This window comes from Bacteroidales bacterium (assembly GCA_021157585.1).
In the GTDB taxonomy this organism is placed as follows: domain Bacteria; phylum Bacteroidota; class Bacteroidia; order Bacteroidales; family UBA12170; genus UBA12170.
In genome coordinates this window covers 1-24,894 of the sequence record JAGGWH010000141.1, presented here as the reverse complement: position 1 = coordinate 24,894, position 24,894 = coordinate 1, and the positions used below count along the sequence as shown (strand labels likewise).

22 protein-coding genes are annotated in these 24,894 nt (G+C 32.5%); 4 read left to right on the top strand and 18 right to left on the bottom strand.

All coding sequences use genetic code 11. The features are described from left to right. Position 1 precedes the first annotated feature (1 nt). The 3 genes from mltG to J7K39_09775 all read left to right on the top strand — a co-directional run bounded on the left by mltG (position 2) and on the right by J7K39_09775 (position 4,100). A complete protein-coding gene (mltG, locus tag J7K39_09785; protein MCD6180179.1) occupies positions 2 to 1,087 on the top strand; it encodes an endolytic transglycosylase MltG in 1,086 nt (361 codons plus the stop codon). Between the two features lie 86 nt (positions 1,088 to 1,173). Further along, complete coding sequence (locus J7K39_09780; GenBank protein MCD6180178.1) at positions 1,174 to 3,213, top strand: TonB-dependent receptor; 2,040 nt, start codon at positions 1,174 to 1,176, stop codon at positions 3,211 to 3,213. Beyond that, positions 3,213 to 4,100, top strand: a complete 888-nt coding sequence (locus J7K39_09775; protein ID MCD6180177.1) for a DMT family transporter — start codon at positions 3,213 to 3,215, stop codon at positions 4,098 to 4,100. The genes J7K39_09780 and J7K39_09775 overlap by 1 nt, the downstream gene beginning before the upstream one ends. A gap of 392 nt (positions 4,101 to 4,492) precedes the next feature. On the opposite strand, the gene J7K39_09770 is transcribed toward J7K39_09775, so the two are convergent. The 15 genes from J7K39_09770 to J7K39_09700 all read right to left on the bottom strand — a co-directional run bounded on the left by J7K39_09770 (position 4,493) and on the right by J7K39_09700 (position 20,172). Next, positions 4,493 to 5,449, bottom strand: a complete 957-nt coding sequence (locus J7K39_09770; protein ID MCD6180176.1) for a transketolase family protein — start codon at positions 5,447 to 5,449, stop codon at positions 4,493 to 4,495. Positions 5,450 to 5,586: 137 nt separating this feature from the next. Next, positions 5,587 to 6,984: a VWA domain-containing protein gene (locus J7K39_09765; protein ID MCD6180175.1), complete on the bottom strand. Its 1,398-nt coding sequence runs from the start codon at positions 6,982 to 6,984 to the stop codon at positions 5,587 to 5,589. Between the two features lie 24 nt (positions 6,985 to 7,008). Continuing rightward, positions 7,009 to 7,854 carry a transketolase gene (locus J7K39_09760; GenBank protein MCD6180174.1) on the bottom strand — a complete coding sequence of 282 codons (846 nt, stop codon included), beginning with the start codon at positions 7,852 to 7,854 and terminating at the stop codon, positions 7,009 to 7,011. Positions 7,855 to 7,870: 16 nt separating this feature from the next. After that, entirely contained in the window at positions 7,871 to 9,211 is a 1,341-nt protein-coding gene (locus J7K39_09755; GenBank protein ID MCD6180173.1) for a gliding motility-associated C-terminal domain-containing protein, read from the bottom strand. 3 nt (positions 9,212 to 9,214) lie between these two features. Further along, entirely contained in the window at positions 9,215 to 9,586 is a 372-nt protein-coding gene (locus J7K39_09750) for a CoA-binding protein (GenBank protein ID MCD6180172.1), read from the bottom strand. 76 nt (positions 9,587 to 9,662) lie between these two features. Then, positions 9,663 to 10,181 carry a CAP domain-containing protein gene (locus J7K39_09745; protein ID MCD6180171.1) on the bottom strand — a complete coding sequence of 173 codons (519 nt, stop codon included), beginning with the start codon at positions 10,179 to 10,181 and terminating at the stop codon, positions 9,663 to 9,665. 218 nt (positions 10,182 to 10,399) lie between these two features. After that, on the bottom strand, positions 10,400 to 10,786 hold the full coding sequence (locus tag J7K39_09740; protein ID MCD6180170.1) for an SRPBCC domain-containing protein: 387 nt from the start codon (positions 10,784 to 10,786) through the stop codon (positions 10,400 to 10,402). Then, complete coding sequence (gene lon, locus J7K39_09735; protein ID MCD6180169.1) at positions 10,783 to 13,242, bottom strand: endopeptidase La; 2,460 nt, start codon at positions 13,240 to 13,242, stop codon at positions 10,783 to 10,785. Before lon ends, J7K39_09740 begins: the two co-directional genes overlap by 4 nt. A gap of 211 nt (positions 13,243 to 13,453) precedes the next feature. Next, positions 13,454 to 14,635 carry a GlmU family protein gene (locus tag J7K39_09730; protein ID MCD6180168.1) on the bottom strand — a complete coding sequence of 394 codons (1,182 nt, stop codon included), beginning with the start codon at positions 14,633 to 14,635 and terminating at the stop codon, positions 13,454 to 13,456. 182 nt (positions 14,636 to 14,817) lie between these two features. After that, positions 14,818 to 15,084, bottom strand: coding sequence for a type B 50S ribosomal protein L31 (locus J7K39_09725; GenBank protein ID MCD6180167.1), 267 nt, complete (start codon positions 15,082 to 15,084; stop codon positions 14,818 to 14,820). A 159-nt stretch (positions 15,085 to 15,243) separates the two neighbouring features. Then, entirely contained in the window at positions 15,244 to 16,356 is a 1,113-nt protein-coding gene (locus tag J7K39_09720; protein ID MCD6180166.1) for a hypothetical protein, read from the bottom strand. 111 nt (positions 16,357 to 16,467) lie between these two features. Continuing rightward, positions 16,468 to 17,007, bottom strand: a complete 540-nt coding sequence (locus J7K39_09715) for a hypothetical protein (protein ID MCD6180165.1) — start codon at positions 17,005 to 17,007, stop codon at positions 16,468 to 16,470. Positions 17,008 to 17,151: 144 nt separating this feature from the next. Beyond that, entirely contained in the window at positions 17,152 to 17,874 is a 723-nt protein-coding gene (locus J7K39_09710; GenBank protein ID MCD6180164.1) for a hypothetical protein, read from the bottom strand. 77 nt (positions 17,875 to 17,951) lie between these two features. Then, complete coding sequence (locus tag J7K39_09705; protein ID MCD6180163.1) at positions 17,952 to 19,598, bottom strand: ABC transporter substrate-binding protein; 1,647 nt, start codon at positions 19,596 to 19,598, stop codon at positions 17,952 to 17,954. Beyond that, a complete protein-coding gene (locus J7K39_09700) occupies positions 19,588 to 20,172 on the bottom strand; it encodes an HNH endonuclease (protein ID MCD6180162.1) in 585 nt (194 codons plus the stop codon). The genes J7K39_09705 and J7K39_09700 overlap by 11 nt, the downstream gene beginning before the upstream one ends. A 135-nt stretch (positions 20,173 to 20,307) precedes the next feature. Here J7K39_09700 and J7K39_09695 point away from each other — a divergent pair, with 135 nt between their 5' ends. Then, positions 20,308 to 21,168, top strand: coding sequence for a cation transporter (locus tag J7K39_09695; GenBank protein ID MCD6180161.1), 861 nt, complete (start codon positions 20,308 to 20,310; stop codon positions 21,166 to 21,168). A gap of 34 nt (positions 21,169 to 21,202) precedes the next feature. Here the strand turns inward: J7K39_09695 and J7K39_09690 are convergent, their stop codons facing one another. The 3 genes from J7K39_09690 to J7K39_09680 form a co-directional block, all read right to left on the bottom strand. After that, positions 21,203 to 21,574: a response regulator gene (locus tag J7K39_09690; GenBank protein MCD6180160.1), complete on the bottom strand. Its 372-nt coding sequence runs from the start codon at positions 21,572 to 21,574 to the stop codon at positions 21,203 to 21,205. A 13-nt stretch (positions 21,575 to 21,587) separates the two neighbouring features. Continuing rightward, positions 21,588 to 24,365, bottom strand: a complete 2,778-nt coding sequence (locus J7K39_09685) for a tetratricopeptide repeat protein (GenBank protein ID MCD6180159.1) — start codon at positions 24,363 to 24,365, stop codon at positions 21,588 to 21,590. 175 nt (positions 24,366 to 24,540) lie between these two features. Next, on the bottom strand, positions 24,541 to 24,768 hold the full coding sequence (locus J7K39_09680; GenBank protein MCD6180158.1) for a hypothetical protein: 228 nt from the start codon (positions 24,766 to 24,768) through the stop codon (positions 24,541 to 24,543). Positions 24,769 to 24,894 lie beyond the last annotated feature (126 nt).

Sequence of the window (24,894 nt, the reverse complement as noted above, 5' to 3'; positions counted from 1 at the left end):
GATGGAATATTATCATAGCGCCTACAGCAGGCCTAGCAAGAAAAAGAATAAGTTAGGTATTTTTTTTAGAATTATCCTTTTTGTAGTAGTGTTGGGTTTAGCTGGTGGAGCATACTTTATTTATCAAGCTATTTTCTCGCCAAATGTTTGGGTATCTGATGAAAAAGAAGAGTTTACAATTTATATTAAGCCAACAGACACATTTGCTGACTTAAAGACTCAACTTTATAATAACGGATTGATTATTCATCGTGCTAATTTTGAGTGGTGGGCAAAACAAAAAAAGTATGACCAGCATATAAAACCGGGAATGTACTTACTTACCAATGGATTATCTAATGAAGACTTAATTAATATGCTACGTTCCGGAGAACAAGAGCCTGTTCGATTAATTTTCAATAATGTTAGACTGAAAAAAGACTTGGCTAATAAAATATCGACCCAGCTAAATGTTGACAGCACTAAATTATTACGTATGTTAAACGATAGCATTGTTGCAGCTAAATATGGTTTCTCAACCGAAACTTTTGCTACTATGTTTATTCCTAATACTTATTTTGTTAATTGGAATACGTCTGCGGAAAAATTTATTGAAAGAATGAATTATGAATACAGACAATTTTGGAATGATTCTCGTAGAAATAAAGCCATTGCTTTAGGTTTATCTCCTGTTGAAGTTTCTATACTTGCCAGTATAGTTGAAAAAGAAACTCAGCAGAATGCCGAGAAAGCTAAAGTAGCGGGTGTTTATATAAATAGGTTAAAACGTGGTTGGAGATTGCAGGCAGATCCCACTCTTATTTACGCTCTGGGCGATTTTACAATTAAACGAGTACTTAAAGAATATTTGAATATAAATTCTCCATATAATACCTACAGATATGCAGGATTACCTCCCGGACCAATTTGTATCCCTTCAATTTCTTCTATCGATGCCGTTTTAAATGCCGAAAATCATAGTTTCCTTTATTTCTGTGCTAAGCCCGATTATTCTGGTTATCACAATTTTGCAAAAAACAATACAATGCACAATATCAATGCTCAAGCTTATCGCAACTTTTTAAACAAAGAGCGTATATTTAAATAAGCTGTAACTTTTCGACAGTTTAGCATTTTATTGGCTTTTCTATTTTGTACAATTGTTTACATTTGCAGCTTCTTTTAGCAAGAAGCATGAAACAAATAACAGCACATTCTCAATACCAGATAATTACTTTTAGGAGATGGACAAATAAGTCTTATGCTGTTTTTAATAGCTTGAAAAAAGTGATTAAAATCGCTAGTCTTAATGTTGCTTACAGCTTACTAACATTAGGTGCTGCCACCTCTTTTGCTCAGGAAGATTCTTTACGTATTGATAAAAAACTAGAGCTTGAAGAAGTTGAAATTATTTCGGCAGTTGAGCCTTTGGTTTTTAGCCAACAAGCACGGCTTGTAAATCTAATTAGCAAACAAAATATTCTTCAATCGGGACAGCAAGATATTGCAGGAATTTTAAAACAACGAAGAGCAATAGATATTCGACAAAGAGGCGGATTTGGCATCCAAAGTGATATTTCTCTTCGCGCAAGCTCTTTCGATCAAGTCCTGATTTTATTGAATGGTATTCCCCTATCCGATGCTCAAACAGGTCATTTTACTTTAAATCTTCCTCTTGTTTCTCAAGCTATTGAGCGAATAGAAATTTTAGAAGGTTCTGCAGCACGTATCTATGGAGCTAATGCTTTTGCCGGAGCCGTGAATATTGTAACTCAGCCCTCTGCCATGAACAAAATTCAAATTACAGGCGAAGGAGGACAAAACGCTTTCTATAGTTTAGGGGCTTCCGTTAATGTCACAAAAGGAAGAAATAAAACTTTTCTAAGTTTTCAAAAATCGGGTAGTGATGGCTATATGGAAAATACTGATTTCCGGTTGAGCAATTTTTTCATTCAATCGCAATGGATTGCTGATAAATACACCTTTGATTTTCAATTAGGAGCACTTAAAAAAGAATTTGGGGCTAATGGTTTTTATTCTACTAAATATCCCCTTCAGTACGAGTATAATAATGCTTACAATGGAAATGCAAATCTGAATTTTGGCAAACAATTGGTTTCTAAAATTAGTATTTTCTGGAGAAGACACCAGGATCAATGGGTACTGACACGAGAAAACCCTTCCGTTTATCAGAATTTTCACCAAACGGATACTTATGGTTTAAAGACCAATCATCGTTTTATAAGTAAATTAGGGAAAACACAAATTGGAACTGAAATTAAATCAGAATCTATTTGGAGCAGCAGTTTGGGTGAAACCCAAGAAAAAATAAAGCCTGTTCCTTGGGATAAAGATTATAGCTTCTCTCATTATTTTAAAAGATCGAATGCAAGTGTGTTTATCGATCATCAACTAATCTCAGAATCAAAATTCTATGCTGCTTTTGGCTTTTTGATTAACTGGAACTCCGACTACAGTCAACAACTTAAAGTATATCCTGGAATTGATTTTAGTTATTCCATAAATCAAAATCTCAAAATTATAGGATCTGTTAACCAAGCAATGCGCTTACCAACATTTACTGATTTGTATTATTCAGGGCCTGCAAACCTTGGAAATACAGAATTACTTCCCGAAAGAGCTACTTCCTTCGACTTGGGAGTAAAATATAAAAATTCAAATTTTCAGTTTGATGCCGTTTACTTTTCTCGCCTAGGAAAAGATATTATCGATTGGGTTTGGCTTAATGATATTGAGAAATGGCAGACGCAGAATATTGTGGAACAAAATGTTTCCGGGATTGAAATAGGGATTGACTATTCGCCTTTTCATTCTGTAGTTCTACAAAACATCTATTTGAATTACACCTATTTGAGTGTAAAATTTAAAGAAATCCCTCAGCTCACAAAGTATGCTAGTACACATTTAAAGCATCAATTAAATTTTGGAGGAACAATCACTATTGCATCCAATCTATTTGCAAATTTTTCAATAAGCTACCGCGATAGAGTTGGAATTTTTCAGACTTATAATTTTAACGACCAAGAATACCAAGAAGAACCGTATAAAGCTGTATTTTTGGCAAATGCTAAATTGTACTACAAACGTCAATACTATACGCTGTTTATATATGGTATGAATTTATTCAATCAGAGCTATTTTGAATATGGTGTTTTGCAGTTAGGGACTTGGCTTAAAGCAGGAGTAACTATAAATTTGGAAGCTAAGAGATAATGAAGAACTTAAACATCAACAAAGCTTATCCTGCCCTATTCTTTGCCATGATGTTTTGGGGTTTGTCCTTTGTTTGGACAAGGCAATTGCTTGAGGTATTTACGCCTTTGTTGATCATCTTTTTCCGTCTTATTTTATCTTTCTCGATTTTAATATCGATTGCCAAATTAAGTCGTAAACTCCAAAAAATCCAAAAGAAGGATTATCTATTCTTGCTTCTTCTCTCCTTTACACAACCTTTTTTATATTTTATTTTTGAAGGTTATGGCATTCAATTTACTTCGGCATCTATTGCTTCAATCTTAATTGCTACAATCCCTTTATTTACGCCTATTGGAGCCTACTTACTATTTAGAGATAAACTTACGAGGATGAATGTTTTAGGATTACTTATCTCTTTTGGTGGAGTTGTTTTAGTTGTTGCTGATTTTGGTAAAGATTTATCTTTTTCCTGGTTAGGGATACTTATGTTGTTATTGGCTGTTTTAACTGGGACTGCATACGGTTTAGGACTTAAGAAACTAACCGGAAAATACAATAGTATTACAATCACAACCTTCCAGAACCTTATTGGTATTTTTCTATTCTTACCTCTAATATTTGTGTTTGAATGGAGGAATTTATTAAGCTTTCCCGAAAAGATTACAACGAACTTAGCTTTTTCTTTCTTCAATCTATCTCTGTTTGCCTCTTCTTTTGCTTTTGTGTTATTTACTTACGGAATTGGTAAAATTGGACCAAGTAAAGCATCTGCTTTCTCAAATAGTATTCCCGTATTTACACTAGTATTTGCCTATTTTGTTTTGGACGAATCTATCAGTTTAATAAAAGTAGCAGGTATCTCTATTGTACTTCTAGGATTGTTCCTTTCGCAAGTGAAAAGATAAAATTCCTGTCCAAACGTTTTTACCTTCATAACATTGTGACCTCTCCTTCACTTTGTTCTGGCGAGATGATATAGAGGACTACACTTTATCGAAATAACGCTTCTAAAAAGCATAAAAAAAGCCAAAGAAATAAATCTTTGGCTTTCGAACAATTATTAAAAAAATATTAATTACACGGAGTATCACTACTCCCCTATAGCGCGGTAACCACTCCAACGCTATAATTAAGATTAACTTAATGAAAGAACTCAAACTGTATATATCAATATCTATGCCAAAAAACTATACATTTACATATCAAGTAATTATGTTTACTGATGTTATACAGTATATTCATAATATGGAAAATATTCCATTTTCAGTAATAGGCTCTTATAAAATCATTAATATAATCAAGCTTTTTTGGCGACTAAACGTTTTGCTGCAGCCTCTATACTTGCTGCATTTAGGCCATATTTTTCCATTAACGCACTTGGTTTTCCACTTTGTCCCCAAACATCATTAATGGCAACAAATTCCATAGGAGTTGGATTATTTTCGCTTAAGAAAGAAGCTATACTTTCACCAAGTCCTCCTGCTTTTTGATGCTCTTCGGCGCTAACGATACAACCCGTTTTATTTATCGAGTTCAATATTGCTTTGGTATCCAAAGGTTTAATCGTATGTATATTTATTATTTCTGCACTTATACCCTCTTTTTCTAAAGCTTCACCTGCCTGAATAGCTTCCCATACCATATGACCAGTCGCTACAATAGTAACGTCAGTACCTTCACTTAGCATCTGAGCTTTGCCAATTTCAAATTTTTCGTCTGCTACAGTAAAATTTGGTACTGCAGGACGACCAAAACGTAAATAAACCGGACCTTCATATTCTGCTATAGCCAATGTTGCTGCCTTGGTTTGGTTATAATCGCAAGGACTAATAACCACCATTCCCGGTAGCATCTTCATCATTCCAATATCTTCCAGAATTTGGTGTGTTGCACCGTCTTCTCCTAAAGTAATTCCAGCATGAGATGCGCAAATTTTTACATTTTTCTGGGAATAGGCAATGGATTGACGAATTTGATCGTAAACACGTCCTGTAGCGAAAGCTGCAAAAGTCCCTGCAAAAGGGATTTTACCTCCAATTGTAAAACCTGCCGCCATTCCCATCATATTAGCTTCAGCTATTCCAGATTGAAAAAAGCGCTCCGGATTCTCTTTTTTAAAGTCGCCCATTTTAAGTGATCCTGTTAAATCTGCTACAAGAGCAACTACATTAGGGTTAGTTCTACCTAACTCTGTAAGTCCTGCCCCAAATCCGGAGCGAGTATCAATTTTTTCTGTAAAAGTGTATTTTTTCATCTGTTATAATTTTATATTTTGGTCAGATAGCCTGTCCCGATTCTTCGGGAGAAGTCGCAAGTAAAAAATAATCATTCCTTTGTGTGTAATAAATGATGATTTTCAACATGCTCGTTTCATTGTTTTATATTATTCTACTAATGAATATCAACGGTTACTGTTTCTCCTGTTTTCACTTCAAAGCGAACTTCTCGAGTACTAACTGTGGTGTTCTTAAATTTAGAACGAAAAATGACTCGATACTTTCCGGGAAGTAAATAAAGAGATTCTACGTGATTTATATTTTCTCTTAAATTATAAATTAACTCTAATTCATCTTCCAATTCTCTGTGAATAGCTCCATAACCTAATGAAGGTTTCTTAATTACAGCTATCCCCGGACCAGGAATTTGAACAGTGGTAATATGGTTTTCCGAAATTTGGACACTATCAACAAGCATCCGTGGCAAACTCAATACTTCTACTTGATAAGTACCGCAAAGGTAAGTTTCTATATTACCAAAATATTGAACATGAAGGGTTTTACTCTCTCCTTGCTTTCGAATAATTGCTTGTAAACCTGCAATAGATTTCTCTCTACCAAGTAATTCTAAATTCATTTTTCCAACAGACACATCTAAAGCAATAGTATTATGTGTTCCTTTTTCTATTTGCACACTGTCTTTAGTTACTGGAGGAATACTGGACACCACTACTTTATATGTTGTGCGTGGTTCTACAAAAATTGTATCCGGCACATCAAAGCCATTTAAAGTATGCACAAAATGATATTTTAAATTATTTGTAAACTGATCGTAAAAACTAACAGGCAAATTTGTGGTTTTGGGATTTCCTTGTTTATTAAGCAGATTAACCTGAGCAGTAGTGTGATTTAACGCTTGAGTAATAACTGCTTTCAATGCTTTTGAGAAATCTTCTTCCTCATTAGCTTCAATGTATGTTCCAACGCAGTCAAACTCTTGCTCGAAGTTTTTCCCAATTCCTATTACAAAAGGTTTTAACATAATTCCTTTTTTTTGTAATTCTAAGGAAACTGCACAGGGATCTCCATCGCAAGCTTCAATGCCGTCAGTAATTAAAATCACAACATTTCGGCAATAATTACATTCAGGAAAATCGTTAGCGGCTTGTTCTAAAGCATAAGCAATTGGTGTTGTACCCTTAGGAACAATATGTTTTAATGCAGTCGTAATTTTTTTTGCATTTTGAGCCGAAAAAGGAACTAAAAGTCTTGAATCTTCACATACTTGTGGTGGCACACCGTATTGATCACCATAGACACGTAAAGCCATCTCAAGATTTTCTACATTTGCTAAACTATCAACAAAATGAGTCAATAATCTCCGGGCAACTTCAATTTTCTGTTGCCGTTGCCAGCGACCATACATACTTTGTGATCCATCAAAAACAAACAATAATCGTGTCTTTAGCGGTTTTTCGGCTTTTATCTGTATTGTATTTTGGCTTATAGAAGATAAACTCATAAACACAAGAATCACGAAAAACATTAAATATTTAAAGAATGATTGTTTCATTTTTTTGATATAAAGATAGATATTTTAATAATCTCCTAATGTTTCGGGAAGTTGAGCTAAAGCCTTTTCTAATTGTTCATCGTTAGGAGTTGTCCCATGCCATTTATGAGTTCCCATCATAAAGTCTACTCCTGCACCCATTTCTGTATGCATAATAATAGCAACCGGTTTCCCTTTGCCTGTTCTTGCAATAGCTTGATCTAAAACCTCAATAACATTAGCAACATCATTACCTTGCATTTCTAAAACATCCCATCCAAATGCAATAAGTTTGGCTTTTAAATTACCTAGATCAAGAACTTCTTCTATAGGTCCGTCAATTTGTTTTTGATTATAATCGATGGTGCTTATAATATTATCTATTTTCTTAGCAGCTCCATAGGTTAATGCTTCCCAAATCTGACCTTCATCTAATTCTCCATCACCATGCAGTGTAAACACTAAACGGTTATCGTTATTGAGTTTTTTTGCTTGTGCGGCACCCAATGCAACTGAAAGTCCTTGCCCTAGTGAACCCGAAGCAATACGAATGCCCGGCAAACCTTCGAGATTAGTTGGATGACCTTGCAAACGCGAATCTATTTGTCTTAAAGTACTAAGTTCCTCTATTGGGAAAAAGCCTGACCTCGCTAAGGTACTGTACCAAACAGGAGCAATATGTCCGTTAGAAATAAAGAAAAGATCCTCGTCTTTTCCATCCATTGTAAAATTACTTGCATCGTATTTTAATATGCGATTATATAATACACTAACAAAATCGGCACAGCCTAGAGAACCTCCCGGATGTCCTGATTTTGCTCCGTGTACCATTCTCAAGACATCTCTTCGTACTTGAGTTGCAAATGATTGAATTTCTTGAATTTTATCCATAAAACTTATTTATATATTATTTACCTCGTAAAATAGTTACATCACCTTGTTCGCGTCCACTGGAATACTCACCTTCCCACTCAAAGACGTAAAAATAAACGCCATCGGGAAGAGAATCTCCATTCCAAGCTTCTTCGCAATCATTACATTCATAAACTCTAGTCCCATTTCTATTTATAACAATCAGACGAGTATGTTTAAAATGCTCATTAAATATTAAATCTTCTCCTGCACAATTTTTTGTTTCAAAATAGCCGGTTTTTAAATTTTCATCTTCATTTATACTAGGCGGCTCTCCAATTTTAAAAACCCAACTATCGTTAATATTATCGCCATTTGGCGTAAATACATTAGGGATACAAAAGTCTAATTCTCTGACTTCAAAATTGTTGATGTAAACTGTAGTATCGCAGCCCTCATCACTTCTTGTCCATAAAGAAACAGAATAGTTTCCCACCTGCTCAAAAGTATGTTCGGCAAATGACGCGGCAGAAGTTGTACCATCTCCAAAATCCCATTTGTATAACTGAGGCTCATCACCACTATAGCTGCTCTGAAACTCTACCAAAGGTTTGGTAATAAAAGCAATTTCAGGATCAGCAGATATTTCCACTTGATTTGCAGGGAATATTCTCGCTTGAAAAGTATCGCCAAATAAACAAGCATTAGCATCTTTAACAACCACAGAAACAGGTTCTTCACATAAACCAATTGCAATTTTAGTTCGCTGATTAAACTTATCTTGCCATTGATAGCTATATGGTTCTGAAGCGCCATTTAAGATTACTTCTGCCTGTGCTTTACAGCCGTTCTCGCTATCGTCTCTACATCCGGTAACAATCTGATTTATATTGATTTGATAAGGACTAGAAAAAGGAATAGTAAGTACAGAACCGGAAGAATAATTCGCGGTCTGTTCAATCCCTCCTATTTTTAAAATATGTGATTCCGATTCTTTCCAATTAAAATTGCTGTTTCCGTTACCAATTTGTTCAAATTCGAGGAAAAGCAAAAAATCATCATCTAAACTAATGCCATAATAAGCCGACCACCGAATGTGTAAAATATTATTCTCATTAACGACTTGAATAGCATATTTATCATCATTGTTTAGAGTAAATATTGGATTATGAATTATGCTATTTTGAAAGGATAAGGCATCATAATTATATTCCAAAACAAGATCAAAGGAAGAAATATTATCAAAATTTTTAATTTGAACAGGGATACGTAAATTATCAGTAGAACAGTTAGTTAAAAGATTTACTTCAAGTTGAGCTACAGTAATAAGAGGTGTAAATAAAATACTCCCAACTGCAAATAAAATACTTAAAATTCTTTTTCTTAAAACGCTCATGGCTTAATATTCTTCAAACTGCCCGGTAGATAACATAACTAATGTACAGGCTTCAATAACTTCTATCCCTTTTTCTTCTGCCATACCGATTAAATCCGGATTATAGCTACCAGGGTTAAAAATAATCCTGCGAGGATTCATTTCCATGATATAGTTATAATACTCCATTTGATTTTTTGGTCCCAAATAAAGAGTAACCGTATCTATATTATTAAAATCCGGTAAACCTTTATTGATTTTAATGTCACCTATCATTATTTCTTTCAACCCGATTGCCTTAACCGTATGACCATATTTTTTCAGCATATTTATGGCTTTAAACGAGTATCGTTCAGGTTTTGGACTTGCTCCAATTACGAGTGTGTTAAGTGACATAGAGATATTTTTGGCAAATATAATAGTTTCTTTTTAGCTCCCCTTTTAATATTTTGAATAGCACAATATTTTTAATCTAACCTCCAAAGTCTTGCACCCAATAATGGGTATAAACAGTATTTTCTTTATAGGCATATCCAACTCCCAAATATTTAAAATTAGGGTTTAGAATATTTTCTCTATGGCTTTTACTCTTCATCCAACCTTCTACAGTAGCTTGGGCTGTTGATCTTCCTGCTGAAATATTTTCAGCCAAATAATCCATTTCAATAAATTTCTCAATACGATTAAAAGTACCACAAACTTTTACCAAACTTTTGTTCTTACGATCGAAGCTTGCATGCTCCATATAATTGTCGTAAGCCATATCCTGCGCGTGATAGCGTGCGGCACGTGCTAAATCCTCTTGCCAAGCTAAAGGCTTTAGCTTATGCTTTATACGTATATTATTTATTAAAAATAGCACTTCTTTTTCGAGCTCTAAATTTTGAGTTTCCGGATTTTCATTACCTGTTGGGATTCCTTTAAAATCCTGTGCTACAGTAATAACAGAGGTAAACAAAATAAAGACTATATTAAGATATTTAATTTTCATATGCTTTAAACGAAAAAATGGGTCATTTATTGAGTTTTATATTTTGTTAATTTAAACCTTAAATTTAGATAAAATAAATTTAATCACATATTTATAAAATTATTCAGTGAAGATAACAAAAGCAGCGATTTATACGAAGCTTTGCTGAATTATGTTAGTAGTAAAAACTATTAAGAAAGAAAGTTTAAGAGTAAATGAGATTCCTTAAAAAGAAAGAATTAAATTTCAAAAAGTTTGGCAATAGCACCAAAATAAGCATTGTCCCATCCCTCAAGAATATTTTCAAATGCTTCATCAGGTATATTTGTATGTAAAAGTTCAACAGAAGTTCCACCTTTTACTTCCCAAAGTTTAATATTTACTATTGAAGGATTTTCTTCGTCTTCATCGCCGAAATACCATTGTTGAATTATATTCTTCCCTGCTTCTATTGTGAGATTTTTCCCTATAATATCACCATTCCACAAACTAAATTCAGCACCTTCTTCTTCACTCATTACTGCTTTTTCACCTGTCCAAAGCTCTATTGTAAAGGGATTTGTTAAGGCAGTATATACATCTTGCGGATCAGCAGGAATAGAATAATACTTTTTTAGATTCTTCATTTTTCGCTTTTTACAATGGACAAATCCTGTGGATTCTTGACTTTCTCTTTTAGCAGAGCGTAATCCACTAAATCCAACATATTTTCAAAATAGCTGAATTTCAATCCGGTAATATATTTTTCGTTTATTTCCTCAATATCTTTTCTGTTAGCTTCGGAAAGCAATATTTCTTTTACTTTAGCACGTTTTGCTGCCAGAATCTTTTCTTTGACTCCACCTACTGGTAAAACTTTTCCTCGCAAAGTAATTTCACCAGTCATAGCAATCCTATCTTTAACTTTACGCTGGGTAAACAAAGAAACTAAAGCTGTAATCATAGTTACACCCGCCGAAGGACCATCTTTTGGCGTGGCACCTTCGGGAATATGAATATGTGGATTATATTGCTGAAAGAGTTCTGGAGCAATGTCGTATCTATCGGCATGAGCTTTAAGATATTCAAAAGCAATGGTAGCAGATTCTTTCATTACATCGCCTAAATTACCGGTTAAACTCAATAGTCCTTTTCCCCTACTTATGCTTGATTCAATAAATAGAATTTCGCCTCCTACTTGTGTCCATGCTAATCCTGTTACAACACCCGCAACGTTGTTGTTCAAATCCTTATCACGTTGAAAACGAGCACGACCTAAAATATCAACAAGATCGCTCAGGCTTATAGATTTATTATAATCTGTTTTGCTAACAATATGTTTAACTCTGTTACGGATAATTTTAGCAATATTTTTTTCTAAACCTCTAACACCGGATTCTCTGGTGTAATCATCTATAATTTTTTCCAATACTTTTTTGGTAAAAGAAACTTGCTTTCGTAAAACGCCATGTTCTTTTAATTGCTTTGGAACGAGATGTTTTTTTGCTATTTCTATTTTTTCTTCAATTAAATATCCGCTTAGATCAATAATTTCCATTCGATCTCTCAATGCAGGATGAATAGTTGATAAGGTATTAGCTGTAGCAACAAACATTATCTTTGACAAGTCAAAATCAATTTCTAAATAGTTATCGTGAAAGTGAGTATTTTGTTCAGGGTCTAATATCTCCAATAAAGCTGCTTGTGGGTCACCACTAATACCATTACCGCTGACTTTATCAATCTCATCAAGTACAAATACCGGATTAGCAGATCCTGCTTTTTTTAAATTTTGAACAATACGACCCGGTAAGGCACCAATATAAGTTTTTCTATGTCCACGTAATTCAGATTCATCTCGTAAACCTCCCAATGACATTCTTATATATTTACGATTAAGTGCACGAGCTATAGACTTTCCTAAAGAAGTTTTACCAACGCCCGGAGGACCAACGAGACAAAGAATAGGTGATTTTAGATCGCCTTTTAACTGAATAACTGCCAAATATTCTATAATCCGTTCTTTAATCTCATCCATACCGTAATGATCCTGATTCAGGACTTTTTCAGCATTTGATAAATCAAGATTATCTTTAGTATATTCATTCCAAGGCAATTCAATTAATGTTTCCAGATAATTTAATTGAATTGAGAATTCTGCTGCTTGATAATTCATTCTCTTCAATTTTTTTAATTCTTTAGAGAATGTATCTGCCACTTCTTTTGACCACTTTTTTGTTTTAGCTTTTTCTTCTAATTCAACAATTTCAGTCTCGTTGGGAATATCACCTAATTCCTCTTGAATAGTTCTTAGTTGCTGATTTAAAATATAATCGCGTTGTTGTTTATCTAAATCAGTTTTAACTTTATTTTGAATTTGATTTTTCAGCTCCAACATTTGAAGCTCTTTAGTCAGTATAGTCAGTATTTTCTGTGTCCTAATCAGAATAGAATCAGTATTTAATAATTTTTGTTTTTCAACAACTTCAACATTTAAATTTGACGCAATAAAGTTTACAAGAAAGCTTGGACTTTCGATATTTTTAAGAGCAAAAGCTGCTTCTGAGGGGAGATTAGGTGATTGTTTAATAATTTGAGCTGATAAGTCTTTGACTGATTCCAGCAAAGCTTTAAACTCTTTATCGTTTATTTTATCTTTATTTTCAAGAAATGTAGAAATAGTAGAAGTAAAATAAGGTTCGCTGCTTACTAACTTTTCAAGTTTAATACGCCTCTTACCTTGAATAATGGCAGTTGTACTACCATCAGGCATTGTAAGTAATTTTAAAATATAGGCTTGCGTTCCCGTCTTATGTAAATCATCAAAATGAGGCTCTTCTATTTTTACGTCTTTCTGAGCAACAACAGCAATTGTTTTATCACCTTTATTATAGGAATCTTTAATGAGTTGTATAGATTTATCACGACCAACAGTGATAGGAACAACAACACCAGGAAATAAAACGGTATTTCTCAATGGAAGAACGGGAAGGGAATTAGGGATATCCTCTGTATTCATTTGTTCTTCATCTTCTTCAGTTAAAAGAGGGATAAATTCACTTTCGTTAGCTATAAGCTCAGATAAATCAAGTAAGTTAGACATTTTAAAATTCATATATTAAGACAATTTGTCAGCAAAATTAGTACAATAAACATAGCATTATAAACCTGATTCTTTAATATTTTTAAATCATCAGGTTTTCAGGCAATTATAAAGATAACTAATATCCTTAAATTTGCGTTTATATATTACTCAAATCGTATACCAAAAATGCCCATTTAGGGCATTTAAAGAGTAATATTTTTAGTAATGATTAATAATTCCTTGTTCCTCCTGTCATTTCAAAAACACTACGAAGTAATTTTTCATTCACAGAATCAAATTCAATTCCACGACGTTGGTAAACTATTTTAGCAACATTAATTGCTTTATCTAAATGGTATCTGTTAAATCCACTTGGACCTCCCCATTTAAAACTTGAAATAAAGTTCCGTTGATAACCACCACCGAATATATTGGAATTAATTCCTACAACAGATCCTGTATTAAACATAGTGTTAATACCACATTTTGAGTGATCACCCATAATCAGACCACAGAATGTAAGCCCTGTATCAACGAATGTTTTTTGAGAATAGCTCCAAATACGAACAGCTTCGTAAGTGTTTTTAAGATTTGACGTATTAGTATCTGCACCTAAATTACACCATTCTGCAATAACCGAATTTCCAAGAAAACCGTCATGCGCCTTGTTGGTATAGCCAAATATTACAGAATTATTTATTTCGCCGCCTACTTTAGACCAAGGACCAATAGTTGTGGGTCCGTAAATTTTTGCACCAATTTTCACGGTAGAACTTTCGCCTAATGCAAAAGGACCTCTTATAACGGTGTTTTCCATTATTTCGGCATTCTTACCAATATATATTGGTCCCTCACTGGCATTTAGTGTTGAAAATTCGACCTTCGCTCCTTTTTCAATAAATACACTCTCATGTCCCAATATATTGTTTGTCGGACTGATAGGTTCAGATGTCCTATTTTGGGTTAAGCTTATAAAATCTCTAATTATTGATTCGCCATTAAATTGAAAGATTTCCCAAGGGTAATTAAGTTTAAAATGATTTATGTCAGTATTGATCTCCTTTGTAGCATCAATTTCATCAAGCTTATCAAATTCATTATCTGATAAACGCATAGCAATAATATAATCATCACCAACAAGAATTTCCTTAGGTTTAAGTTCTAAAATCTTTTCAACCAATTCCGGTGATGGACACACAGAACCATTTATTAAAATATTCTCTTCACCACGAATAATAGGATATTTTTCACTTAAATAGGCCTCTGTAAGAGTTGATGTTGAGGCGTTTAGGTGTAACTCCCATTTTTCTCTAATAGTTAAGATACCTATTCGAATATCGGCCACAGGGCGCATAAATGTTAACGGAAGTAAGGTGTTGCGTGAGTTGTCATCAAACAGGATATAATTCATTGGTTTTTTTATTATTTAGTACAGAGTCATAAAAATTAATATCGGTAACAAGTTTACGAAAATTTCTCTGATTTTCCCAGAAAAACATCTTAAAATTATTAGGTTTCAAAAGAACCTAATGAAAACACAAAAAGCCCTAATTCTCTTTCAAATTAAGGCTTTCATTATGTGTAAAACAAACTTTATTGCTTATTAGCAGCAATATGTTTTTTATATTTATTTCTGAATTTATCAACACGTCCTGCAGAATCAACCAACTTCATTTTACCTGTATAAAATGGATGAGATTGGTTAGAAATTTCAAGTTTATACAATGGGTATTCCTTACCATCTTCCCAAACAATTGTTTCTTTGGTTTTAGCAGTCGATTTGGTCAAGAATGCATAATCGGTTGACATGTCTTTAAAGACAATATACCTATAATCTGTTGGATGAATATCTTTCTTCATTTTCTCTTTGTTTTTGGGTGTGCAAAATTACATTAAAATTTTAAGTTTCAAAACCTTTCTTTTTAAGATTTCTTCGAAAAAAAAAGTTAAAATCTGTATTTATTTTATAATCAGTATTATAGCGTAGTTTGTAAACAATGTTTTGTTAAAATAAATTGCCTATTTAAGACTTAAAATAAATTGTAGGGTATCGATTCCGTCGGCATAATCCCACAAATCCGGTTGCTGTGCTTTTCCTAAAGGTAAACATTCAATATTTCCTATCGTTTTATTACTAAGCAAGCATTGTATTTTATCTTTTTGAGTTTCAATCCATTTAGTCAGATCTTCTATCCTATCGTAATACTCAAAATACAATACGGAAATTGGCGATGAAAATGATAAGTCTTCTTTTAACAGTACAAATCCATTATCGATAAATTTAATTTTATTTACTAAAAAGATGGCCTTATTATAATCGTAATTGTTAGCATATTTTGAATGATGCTCTAAATAGTGATATTTTTTAAATGACGAAAAAAGTTCTTTAAAATCATATCCTTTAGGGATAAACAATTTTGATACACTACGACATCCCAGTCCAAAATACATAAAAATATCATCAGCTAATCCTTCTAATTCGGCAGTAGTTTCATTACCATTTAAAACTGCAACTCCATTTCTATTTTTACGAATAATATTAGGATATTTACCAAAATAATATTCAAAATATCGTGCTGTATTATTACTACCGGTAGCAATTATTGCATCAAAATCGGTTAATTTTTCCTGGGTAAAAGTGACCATTCCATCAAATTCGGGTTCAATAGCAATTAGTATTTCATTTAAAAGAGGGAGTAATTTATTATCATCGTGAGATAATTTTGCACAAATATTATTTCCGCTAATCAAGATAGTAAGATAATCGTGGAATCCCACTAAAGGCAAATTCCCTGCCATTACAACACCGATAGTTTTTCTTTCCCTATGTGTATCTATACTATTTTCGTACTTGTTGAGCCATATATTAAGATTTTCTGTAAAAAGGCTCTCTCCTATTGCTTTGATAGCTGACAGCAGAAATTCTTGTGTAAACCAAGGATTATGTCTTGTAGAGGAATCAATATACTCCTGAATCAGTTTGTGAGTTTCCTGAAACCTATTAGAATCGTTTAAAGATATTTTTTTTAAGATATCTTCAGCTGATATTTTCTTAGTCTGCGATTCGACAATTAATATTAAATATTCTCCCAGCTTTGAAAAAGCCTTTTTTCTTTGGTTTAAAAAAATCATTTAAAATATTTTTTTTGCAAATCTACAATTTCTCTATTTCTTTATGATTAATAAAAAAAAGAGAATATTGGATTTTCCAATATTCTCTTTTTAATAAAGTAAATTGATAGTTTATTGCATATTGGCAATTTCCGCATCAATTAAACTTAACATTTCTTTAATATCTTCTGGTCCTAATTGTCCATCGTAACTAAAAATTACAGTTCCACTTGGGTTAAAAACAACAATATCGTTAGACTCATCGGCTAAACCCCATTTGGCAACTACCTTTTTATCCATATCCTTAACATAAACAGTATTAGGATATTTCTTTTGCTTTCCTTTAAGAATCATATTGATAGCAAAATTGGGCTTCCAAGTTGCTCCCATATTAATAATGGCTACAGATTGATATACATCATCAGAATAATCTTTTGCTTTAAGAGCTTCTGTTGCAGCATCATTCAAATCGCTTTCATCCGGATCAGCATAAATCACAACCCATACTTTATCAACTAATTCGGTACTACTCCAAGCGGTACCATCAATACGACCGCCCTCATCTCCGCTAAGGGTAAGTACTGCAGGTGTTTCACCTATTGGTAAAGTTGAAAATAAATTTCCTCCAAAAAATAAGAGGGCTACTAAGAAACCGGTAATTTTTGTTTTCATCGTTTATTGGTTTTTAAATTTTTTAATGTAAAGTATTGAGTAAAAGTACAAACAATTCTGAATTATTCAAATTCAATAGGATATAAATTTGAAACAAATATTTAAACACAATAAATATTAGTAAAAAAATAACGGAAAAGGAGTTTAAAATCTTCCCCAACGCAAGCTCTTACGATGACGTGTTCCTCCATTTGAACTACCTAAGATATCATAACTCAGACCCAAAGAGATATAATAATAACTATCATTATCACCATTCTCTATTACTGTATCTATATCATCATTATTGGAAAGATGAGTTGTGAATTCACCAAGAAAATTAATTCTGTCGGCTATATTAACTTTTACTCCTGCCCCTAAAATAATGGTATTAGCACGTCCGATTTTAGCATATCCAATCTCTCTAATTGTTGTCGTTTGACTTAAATCGGTTAAATAACTTGAATAGCGCATCATACCATAACCTCCCAATAGATAAAAATTATACCCCGGATTACGATAATCGTTTAAATGGATAAGGTGATTTATATTTAGTGAAACACTTCCATTATATTCATAAAAATTATTTGAAAAACGCTCATCGGCTCTATAATCGTAGCCTTTTAGTCCTCCTAAATTCATTTGAAAACGTAAACTAAGCGGACCTAATTCTTTTGCAAAAAAACCAGCTACAGAAAAATTAACGTCTTTAGAAAATGGCAACCAAGGATTAGCATTTGCATCTGTTAAATCTCCCATATATACGGCAGCTCCTGTGCTAACACCAAAAGATAAAGGACCACTCCAAGAGGTTCCTTGTGCAGAAGTTTGATTTGTAAAAATAAAGATAAAAAGTGCGATTATAGTTGTACCAATTAATTTATTCACAGCAGGGAATTTTATAATATTAAACGTTATTTCAAATATTTAAACGAAAGAAAAGAAGTTTTGTTACTTATCAAGTACTAATTTTCTTTCTGAACCATTTTTAAATTTAATAGATTCATTGGACTAGTAGGTAAATATTTTATACTCTTTTGCGTGAAACGCATAACTTCATCGTAATACAAGGGAATAATAACTGCTTCTTGCATAATTAAACTATCCATTGCACGATAAAGTCTTTGTTTTACCACTTTATCCGAAGCAAAAATACTATAATTATAAAGTGAATCAAATTTTGAATTAGAAAAGCGTGTGTAATTTGGTCCTTTTGGAGCAAAATTCTTCGAATAAAAGAGTGATAAGTAATTCTCGGGATCGGGATAATCGGCTATCCAACTGGCTCTAAAAAATAGAGCTTTAGAATTTGCTACAACTTCTTTCATTGTGGCCCATTGCATAAGCTCTATTTCCATAGGAACGCCAATCTCTGCCAATTGATGCTGAACAAATTTTACTAAATCCAAAGATTTTGATGTTGCAACTAAGCTAATGGGAGAAAATTCCGATATATTTAGTTTCTGTTTTAACTCGTTTATTAATTGCTGTGCTTTTTGCTTGTTGTAGGGATATCCATATTTTATATTTTCAAAAGAATAAGCAGAAGGCAAAAAACCTCTATTTCCGGGAACCCCAACATTATTTCGTAAATAATGCAACATCTTCTTCTTGTCTATAGCATAATTAATAGCTTGCCTAAATTTCAGGTACTTAAGTGGCGAATCAGCAACACTATTTATACTTGTATCATAAAGTATTCCTATGTATTCTGTATTCAAGTACGGACTTTTCTCTAAATTTATTTTTGTTTTATACTTTTTATTAATATTTCCATTTGCATCCAAAATTTCATCTTTAAAGCCTGCTTCTACACCACTTAAGTAATCTAAGTTACCCTGTATAAACTCTAAAAATTCCGATTGTTTATCAACTAAAAAGGTATAATTTATCGCATCTAAAAAAGGTAAGTTTTTATTCTTACTCTTTTCAAAGTAATTTGGGTTTTTCAATAAAACTAATTTTACATCTTCTTCCCAGTATTTTAAATAAAACGGACCGGTACCAACAGGATTTCGCCTAAAATTATCGCCAAAAAATTTAACGGCTTCTGAAGGAATAACGCTACAATACTGCATACTAAGCAAACTCAAGAAGGGCGCAAAAGGCTTTTTCAGCTCTATTATTAATGTTGAATCATTAGGTGAGAAAAAAGCATAGTTATTAGCATTCTTTTTCACCATATTAAAAACCCAAGCTCCGGGAGAAACTGATTGTTCGTTAACAATTCGTAAAAAAGAAAATACAAAATCTTTGGCTAATACTTTTCGTCCGCTACCATTAGGAAAAGCTTTACTGTCATGAAAAAATACATCAGAGCGTAAAGTAAAAGTATATGTTTTCCCATCGGGAGAAATAGTCCATTTTTTTGCTATCGCAGCCTTTATATGTAAGTTAGAATCAAGCTGAACCAAGCCGTTATACAGTTGGTTACAAACGTTTAGATTAGCAAGATCTTTTGCAAATGCAGGATCTAAAGAGCTTAATCCGTTAGATTCATTCAGCCGAAAAACAGTTCTTGTATCGGTTTTAGGCTGCTGATTGGAACAAGATTCAAATAAAATAAGTAAGAATAAAAAAAATGAAATAATACCGATAATATTATTCTTCATCAGGCATTTTAACATGAGCCCAATTTTTGCCACTGCGTATTCTATTAAGTTGTGTATGAGTAATCCCAAAATGCTCAGCTATTTTATATAGCTTATAGTCTCCTGATTTTACCATTTGTCTTAATTTGATTACATCAGCCTCAGTTAATTTGGAATTGGTAATCTTACCTTTTCTTTTTAAATGCGACTCTATAACGCGAGGATTACTTTTATTATGCTGTGTCATTTCCTCACGTGTTACCCACTTTAAATTTTTATAGTAGTTATTTCCCTTATCGTGATCTAAGTGAATCACAAAAATCTGTTTATCATTTTTGTGCTCACAAAACTCTTCTGCGACTAACCTATGAATAATGCGTTTAATTTTATTGTCCCAACCCTGAACGGATTTAAACCACATAAAATAGCGATAGCCCCTAACAGTAGAAAGTTTCATAATTTTAAACTCATTAGTCTTTTGAGACCAATGACGCAAACGACCATAATTAGAAATTTCATAAATTTCATCTGGTTTGAGATCCTTAAAATTCAGGCGTCTCCATTCCTCTGAATCATAATTTATTTTTTCTTGCATAATGTTAAATGATATGATAAATAATTTGCCTCCTATTTACCTAATTATTATTGGTGAATTTTATAAACCCCAAAAACCCCTATTCATTTCTAGGTATGCACAAATATAATAAATATATTTTACTTTTGCGACACTATGAATAAAAAAGCCAGAGTAGCTGCTATCTCAGTATTTTCTAATATTTCTCTTACTCTTTTAAAGCTATTAGTAGGGTTGTTGAGTGGTTCTGTAAGTATTTTGTCCGAAGCCATACATTCTGCTATTGATTTACTTGCTTCAATTATTGCATTCTTTGCGGTTCAATTATCAAATAAGAAGCCGGATATTAAACATCCTTATGGTCATGGGAAATACGAAAACATTTCAGCTGTGCTGGAAGGACTTCTCATTTTAATAGCTGCTGTTTGGATTATTTATGAGGCTGTACATAAATTGATTAATCCCGAAGAAATAACTTCCTATGGTTTGGCAAGCGGAATTATGTTTTTTGCTGCCATAACTAATTTCTTTGTCAGTCGTATGCTGTATAAAGTAGCAAAAGAAACAAATTCTATTGCTCTTGAAGCAGATGCATTACATTTGAAAACAGATGTTTATACAAGTTTGGGAGTTGGATTAGGCATAGTCTTAATTTGGATAAGCGGATTATTAATTCTTGATCCACTTTTTGCTATTATAGTCGCCATTCTAATCGTTAGGGAAGCTTTTAAGTTGATTCAGAGGGCTTTTGATCCACTTTTAGATGCCGGAGTTGGCAATAAAGAATTTGAGAGTATAAACGCCTTAATAAAATCAGAATTACCATCGGGTATCAATTTTTCCAATTTGCGAATACGTCAAAACGGAGCTTTGTACATTTTAGATTTTATTTTAGAAGTACCACCTAAAATGTCGGTAGAACAAGCGCATAATATTTGCGATAATCTTGAGCTAAGTATTCGAGAAATATATTCAGAAGCAGACATTAAAATACATGTTGAACCAAAAAAGGATTAGTAAAACATACTGTATTCTTCTTTAGCCTACCGTTTTACTTTTCAAGTAATTTATGGACAGCATCTAACAAATCAGAACTTTCAAATGGTTTTTCTAAGATTAAGGATGCGCCTAAAAGTTTAGCCGATCGTAGATTATCTTTTGCATTTGTTCTTCCTCCTCCCGATATAGCAATTATTTTAACTTCTTTATTTATTCGTTTTAACTCTAGAATAGTCTCTATTCCCTCTTTATTAGGCATAATTATATCGGTAATAACCAAATCAGGATGTAAATCTTTCCAAATCCTGATTCCTTCTTCTCCATCGGCAGCATTATATACAACAAACTGCTTCCTTTCCAACATTTCAACCATCATCATTCTAAACTGAATGTCATCATCAATTACAAGTATTTTTTTCTGCATGTTTTTTCTTTTTTTATGATATTGCAGGCAAATAAATATAAAATGCAGAACCCTTTCCCACAGTAGATTCTACGTATAATTCGCCTTTATGATTTTTAATTATTCCATGAACAACAGATAAGCCTAAGCCTGTTCCTTTTCCAACTATCTTAGTTGTAAAAAACGGTTCAAAAATTCTGTTTAATACTTCATCTGTCATTCCTATTCCACTATCACTAACACAAATAGCTGCGATATTATTAGTGTTAAAATTATTTATTATAGACTGATGTTCTTTTTTGAATAGTGAATTACTCAGACTACATATCAATTCTCCATTAGCTTCTCCCTCTAGTGCGTGAAACGCATTATTGAACAGATTAATAAAAACCTGTTGCATCTCAATATGGTTACCTAATATTTCAATTGAATCAACACTAAAGTCTGTTTTGAAAGTGAGCTCCGGTGGTTTTGTCGAATTTACCATTGCTATAGCTTCTTTGGCTACATCAACCAAATTAACACGTTCTAATTCTTTATCTTCATTTTTACGACTAAATGTCAATATTTTATTTACTGTATGCTGAGCAGATCTGGAAGCTAAAATAATTTGATTAAAATATCTTTTTGCTGTAGAGTCATCATCAGAATCTTCGTAACCCATACTGCTATATCCTAAAATAGTACCCAAATAATTATTAAAATCGTGAGCAACTCCACCCGCCATAGTTCCAATAGATTCTAATTTTTGAACCTGAAATAGCTGTTTTTCTAATTTATTTTTTTCATTTCTAGCAACAAGAATATCGGTAACATCTCTTATATAAACGGCAAGTCCGCTAATTTCAATTCCATGCTTAAATATAGGGCTAATTGTGATTTCGTAATTTCTTTTAGTTGTTGATGTCAAACTAAATTCTTGAGTATTTTTCTTTTTTAAAATTCTTGTTATATATGGGTCGAATTGATTCTGAAAGAAAGGCTGAACGGTTTCCTTAAAATCATTGCCCACTAATTTATTTCCATTACGTAATACCTTCTCGGCCTTAGAATTAGCAGAAACTATTATTCCGTTTATATCCACTAAGAAAACAATATCGTGCGAAGCATCAATAAGGGCTCTAATTTTCTCCTCACTTTCAAGTACCATCTGATACTGATCGTTTAAACGAATAGTTGAACGTTTATTACTGGAAAATCGTAAATAAAAAAACGTGGTAACAATAAATAAAATAAATAATGTAAAATAGACTATATAATTTTTAATCTTATTCTTATAGCTAATAACATCTTGAGCATGTTGCATTTCTACAAGTTTTTTATCTTGGACTTCTTTTTCGAGTTTTATGGTGTTATAAACTGTTTTTTCAATCGCTTTTTGAGTAAATATAGAATCGTTTATCTGGTGAAACATTTTTTGATGAAATAAAGCCGCTTTATAATTATTTACTTTTTCGTAATAATCAGATAAAAATCTATGATTTTCAACCTGCATTTTTTTCAGATTCATTTTAGTAGCAATCTCTGTACTCTTATTTAAATAATAAATTGTTAAAGAATCATTCCCTATCTCGGCATATGCCTGACCATATTTTTGATAAACATCTGCCAAGCCACTAATATCTTCAATATTATCAAAAGCCTTTTCTGCTTGCTTAAGAAAAGAAAATGCTAAACGATATCTTTTTAGAGCAATATAAATTTTTCCAAGTGTAGCTTTAGTTTCAGCTATACCACGATTATTAAAAAGAGTATTTTCAATTTGCAGAGATTTTTGAACATAAAATAAAGCAGAATCGGAATTGCCTAGATTCAGATGTAGTTCACCTATATTGTGTAAACCAATAGATACCGCTTGTTTGGAGTCTAACTTTTCCCCTATGGCAATAGATTTGCGATAATACTCAAAAGATTTTTCGACATTTCCTGAATATTGAAAAGCATTAGCTATAGAATTATATATTCCGGCAATATTTGAGCTTTTACCGGATTTTTCTACTAAAGCAAGTGCTTCGTTAAAAAGAGATAAAGCTTCATCGTAGGCTGCCCAATGATTATAAATTAATCCTTTATTAGTAAGAGTAGCACTTACACGACGCCAATCCTCCTTTTCACGCATTGCTTTTTCGTACTTTGTCCAATAGTCGATGGCTCCCTTATAATCACCCAAATAATACATTATAATGGCTATAGAATTCTCTGTAAGATGAAGCCCGTAATCATCTTTAGCCAACTCATAAGTTTCAGCCGCATTTTTAAACGCAATTAAAGCTTTACGGTAATCTTCAGTCATTTTATAAGTTGTAGCCGACTTATAATAAGCATCTGCCAATGATTTATAATCACCAATATAATCGAAAAAAGAAATAGCATCACCATATGCTTTATTGGCTTTATCAAAATGGTTTTGCTGACCATAACTTTCTCCCAAACCCATAGATGCCAGAGCCAAGCTTCTTCTGTCTTCTAATTGAAAGAAAATTTTCTTTGATTCTTCAAAATATTCAACAGCTTTTAGTGCACTATTGTTGAGATTACAAATTAGACCTTTTGTAAGATATGCTTTTCCTACTCCTTCGGAGTACTTTATTTGTTTAGCCAAACGGATAGCCTCATCAATTGAACGATGTGCTTGTTCAATATTATTATTTATACTTTGTGCTTTTGCGATTTCAATAAATAAGTCTACGAGTTTACCTTCACTATATTTATTCGTTAAAGTCAACAAACTATCTAAATGTGTATTTTCTTGATTTTGAGCAGATAAGGAAAAGAATAAGAAAGAAAAAAGTATAATTAAAGTTCTTTTCATTGTTAGCATTTGGTTACGAGCTTTGTATAAGACTTACGGTCACCCAAATTACAAAAAATATGAATTAGAGCTAAAAAAATATTTAATCAATTTAGCTTAGCACTCTAACCTATTTATTAAAGTTGATTAATGCTAAAATGAAAACCTATAACAATAGGTTTAAAATCATTGATAATTACTTCACTGTCTCGTAGAATAGTTCGTCACTAAATTTTTGTCCGTATATTTTTATATTTTTCCAAAATGAAGTTTGTGTTTTCTTTGTTGAAATATTATCAACAACCACAGCCCCCCCTCTTTCTTTATCAGAATCAAAAGATTCTTCGTAAAAATTATTTCTAATCTCACCTGCATAAAAACGTCGCTTATTCTCTTGAATTAAATCTATTATTCCCCTTGCCATAATTCTTAATAATTTTTTATAATTATCTTAAGTTTAATGTATTTCTTATATTTTGAATAAATAATTTCAACAAAAATAGTCAGTAATTATAAGGCTTAGAAGACATTTAAGTCATTTATTTTGTCT

What these genes read in the sequence shown, in the direction of transcription:
- mltG (MCD6180179.1), top strand. Translation starts at nt 2, where the DNA reads ATGGAATATTATCATAGCGCCTACAGCAGGCCTAGCAAGAAAAAGAAT.
- J7K39_09780 (MCD6180178.1), top strand. Translation starts at nt 1,174, where the DNA reads ATGAAACAAATAACAGCACATTCTCAATACCAGATAATTACTTTTAGG.
- J7K39_09775 (MCD6180177.1), top strand. Translation starts at nt 3,213, where the DNA reads ATGAAGAACTTAAACATCAACAAAGCTTATCCTGCCCTATTCTTTGCC.
- J7K39_09770 (MCD6180176.1), bottom strand. Translation starts at nt 5,449, where the DNA reads ATGAAAAAATACACTTTTACAGAAAAAATTGATACTCGCTCCGGATTT.
- J7K39_09765 (MCD6180175.1), bottom strand. Translation starts at nt 6,984, where the DNA reads ATGAAACAATCATTCTTTAAATATTTAATGTTTTTCGTGATTCTTGTG.
- J7K39_09760 (MCD6180174.1), bottom strand. Translation starts at nt 7,854, where the DNA reads ATGGATAAAATTCAAGAAATTCAATCATTTGCAACTCAAGTACGAAGA.
- J7K39_09755 (MCD6180173.1), bottom strand. Translation starts at nt 9,211, where the DNA reads ATGAGCGTTTTAAGAAAAAGAATTTTAAGTATTTTATTTGCAGTTGGG.
- J7K39_09750 (MCD6180172.1), bottom strand. Translation starts at nt 9,586, where the DNA reads ATGTCACTTAACACACTCGTAATTGGAGCAAGTCCAAAACCTGAACGA.
- J7K39_09745 (MCD6180171.1), bottom strand. Translation starts at nt 10,181, where the DNA reads ATGAAAATTAAATATCTTAATATAGTCTTTATTTTGTTTACCTCTGTT.
- J7K39_09740 (MCD6180170.1), bottom strand. Translation starts at nt 10,786, where the DNA reads ATGAAGAATCTAAAAAAGTATTATTCTATTCCTGCTGATCCGCAAGAT.
- lon (MCD6180169.1), bottom strand. Translation starts at nt 13,242, where the DNA reads ATGTCTAACTTACTTGATTTATCTGAGCTTATAGCTAACGAAAGTGAA.
- J7K39_09730 (MCD6180168.1), bottom strand. Translation starts at nt 14,635, where the DNA reads ATGAATTATATCCTGTTTGATGACAACTCACGCAACACCTTACTTCCG.
- J7K39_09725 (MCD6180167.1), bottom strand. Translation starts at nt 15,084, where the DNA reads ATGAAGAAAGATATTCATCCAACAGATTATAGGTATATTGTCTTTAAA.
- J7K39_09720 (MCD6180166.1), bottom strand. Translation starts at nt 16,356, where the DNA reads ATGATTTTTTTAAACCAAAGAAAAAAGGCTTTTTCAAAGCTGGGAGAA.
- J7K39_09715 (MCD6180165.1), bottom strand. Translation starts at nt 17,007, where the DNA reads ATGAAAACAAAAATTACCGGTTTCTTAGTAGCCCTCTTATTTTTTGGA.
- J7K39_09705 (MCD6180163.1), bottom strand. Translation starts at nt 19,598, where the DNA reads ATGAAGAATAATATTATCGGTATTATTTCATTTTTTTTATTCTTACTT.
- J7K39_09700 (MCD6180162.1), bottom strand. Translation starts at nt 20,172, where the DNA reads ATGCAAGAAAAAATAAATTATGATTCAGAGGAATGGAGACGCCTGAAT.
- J7K39_09695 (MCD6180161.1), top strand. Translation starts at nt 20,308, where the DNA reads ATGAATAAAAAAGCCAGAGTAGCTGCTATCTCAGTATTTTCTAATATT.
- J7K39_09690 (MCD6180160.1), bottom strand. Translation starts at nt 21,574, where the DNA reads ATGCAGAAAAAAATACTTGTAATTGATGATGACATTCAGTTTAGAATG.
- J7K39_09685 (MCD6180159.1), bottom strand. Translation starts at nt 24,365, where the DNA reads ATGAAAAGAACTTTAATTATACTTTTTTCTTTCTTATTCTTTTCCTTA.
- J7K39_09680 (MCD6180158.1), bottom strand. Translation starts at nt 24,768, where the DNA reads ATGGCAAGGGGAATAATAGATTTAATTCAAGAGAATAAGCGACGTTTT.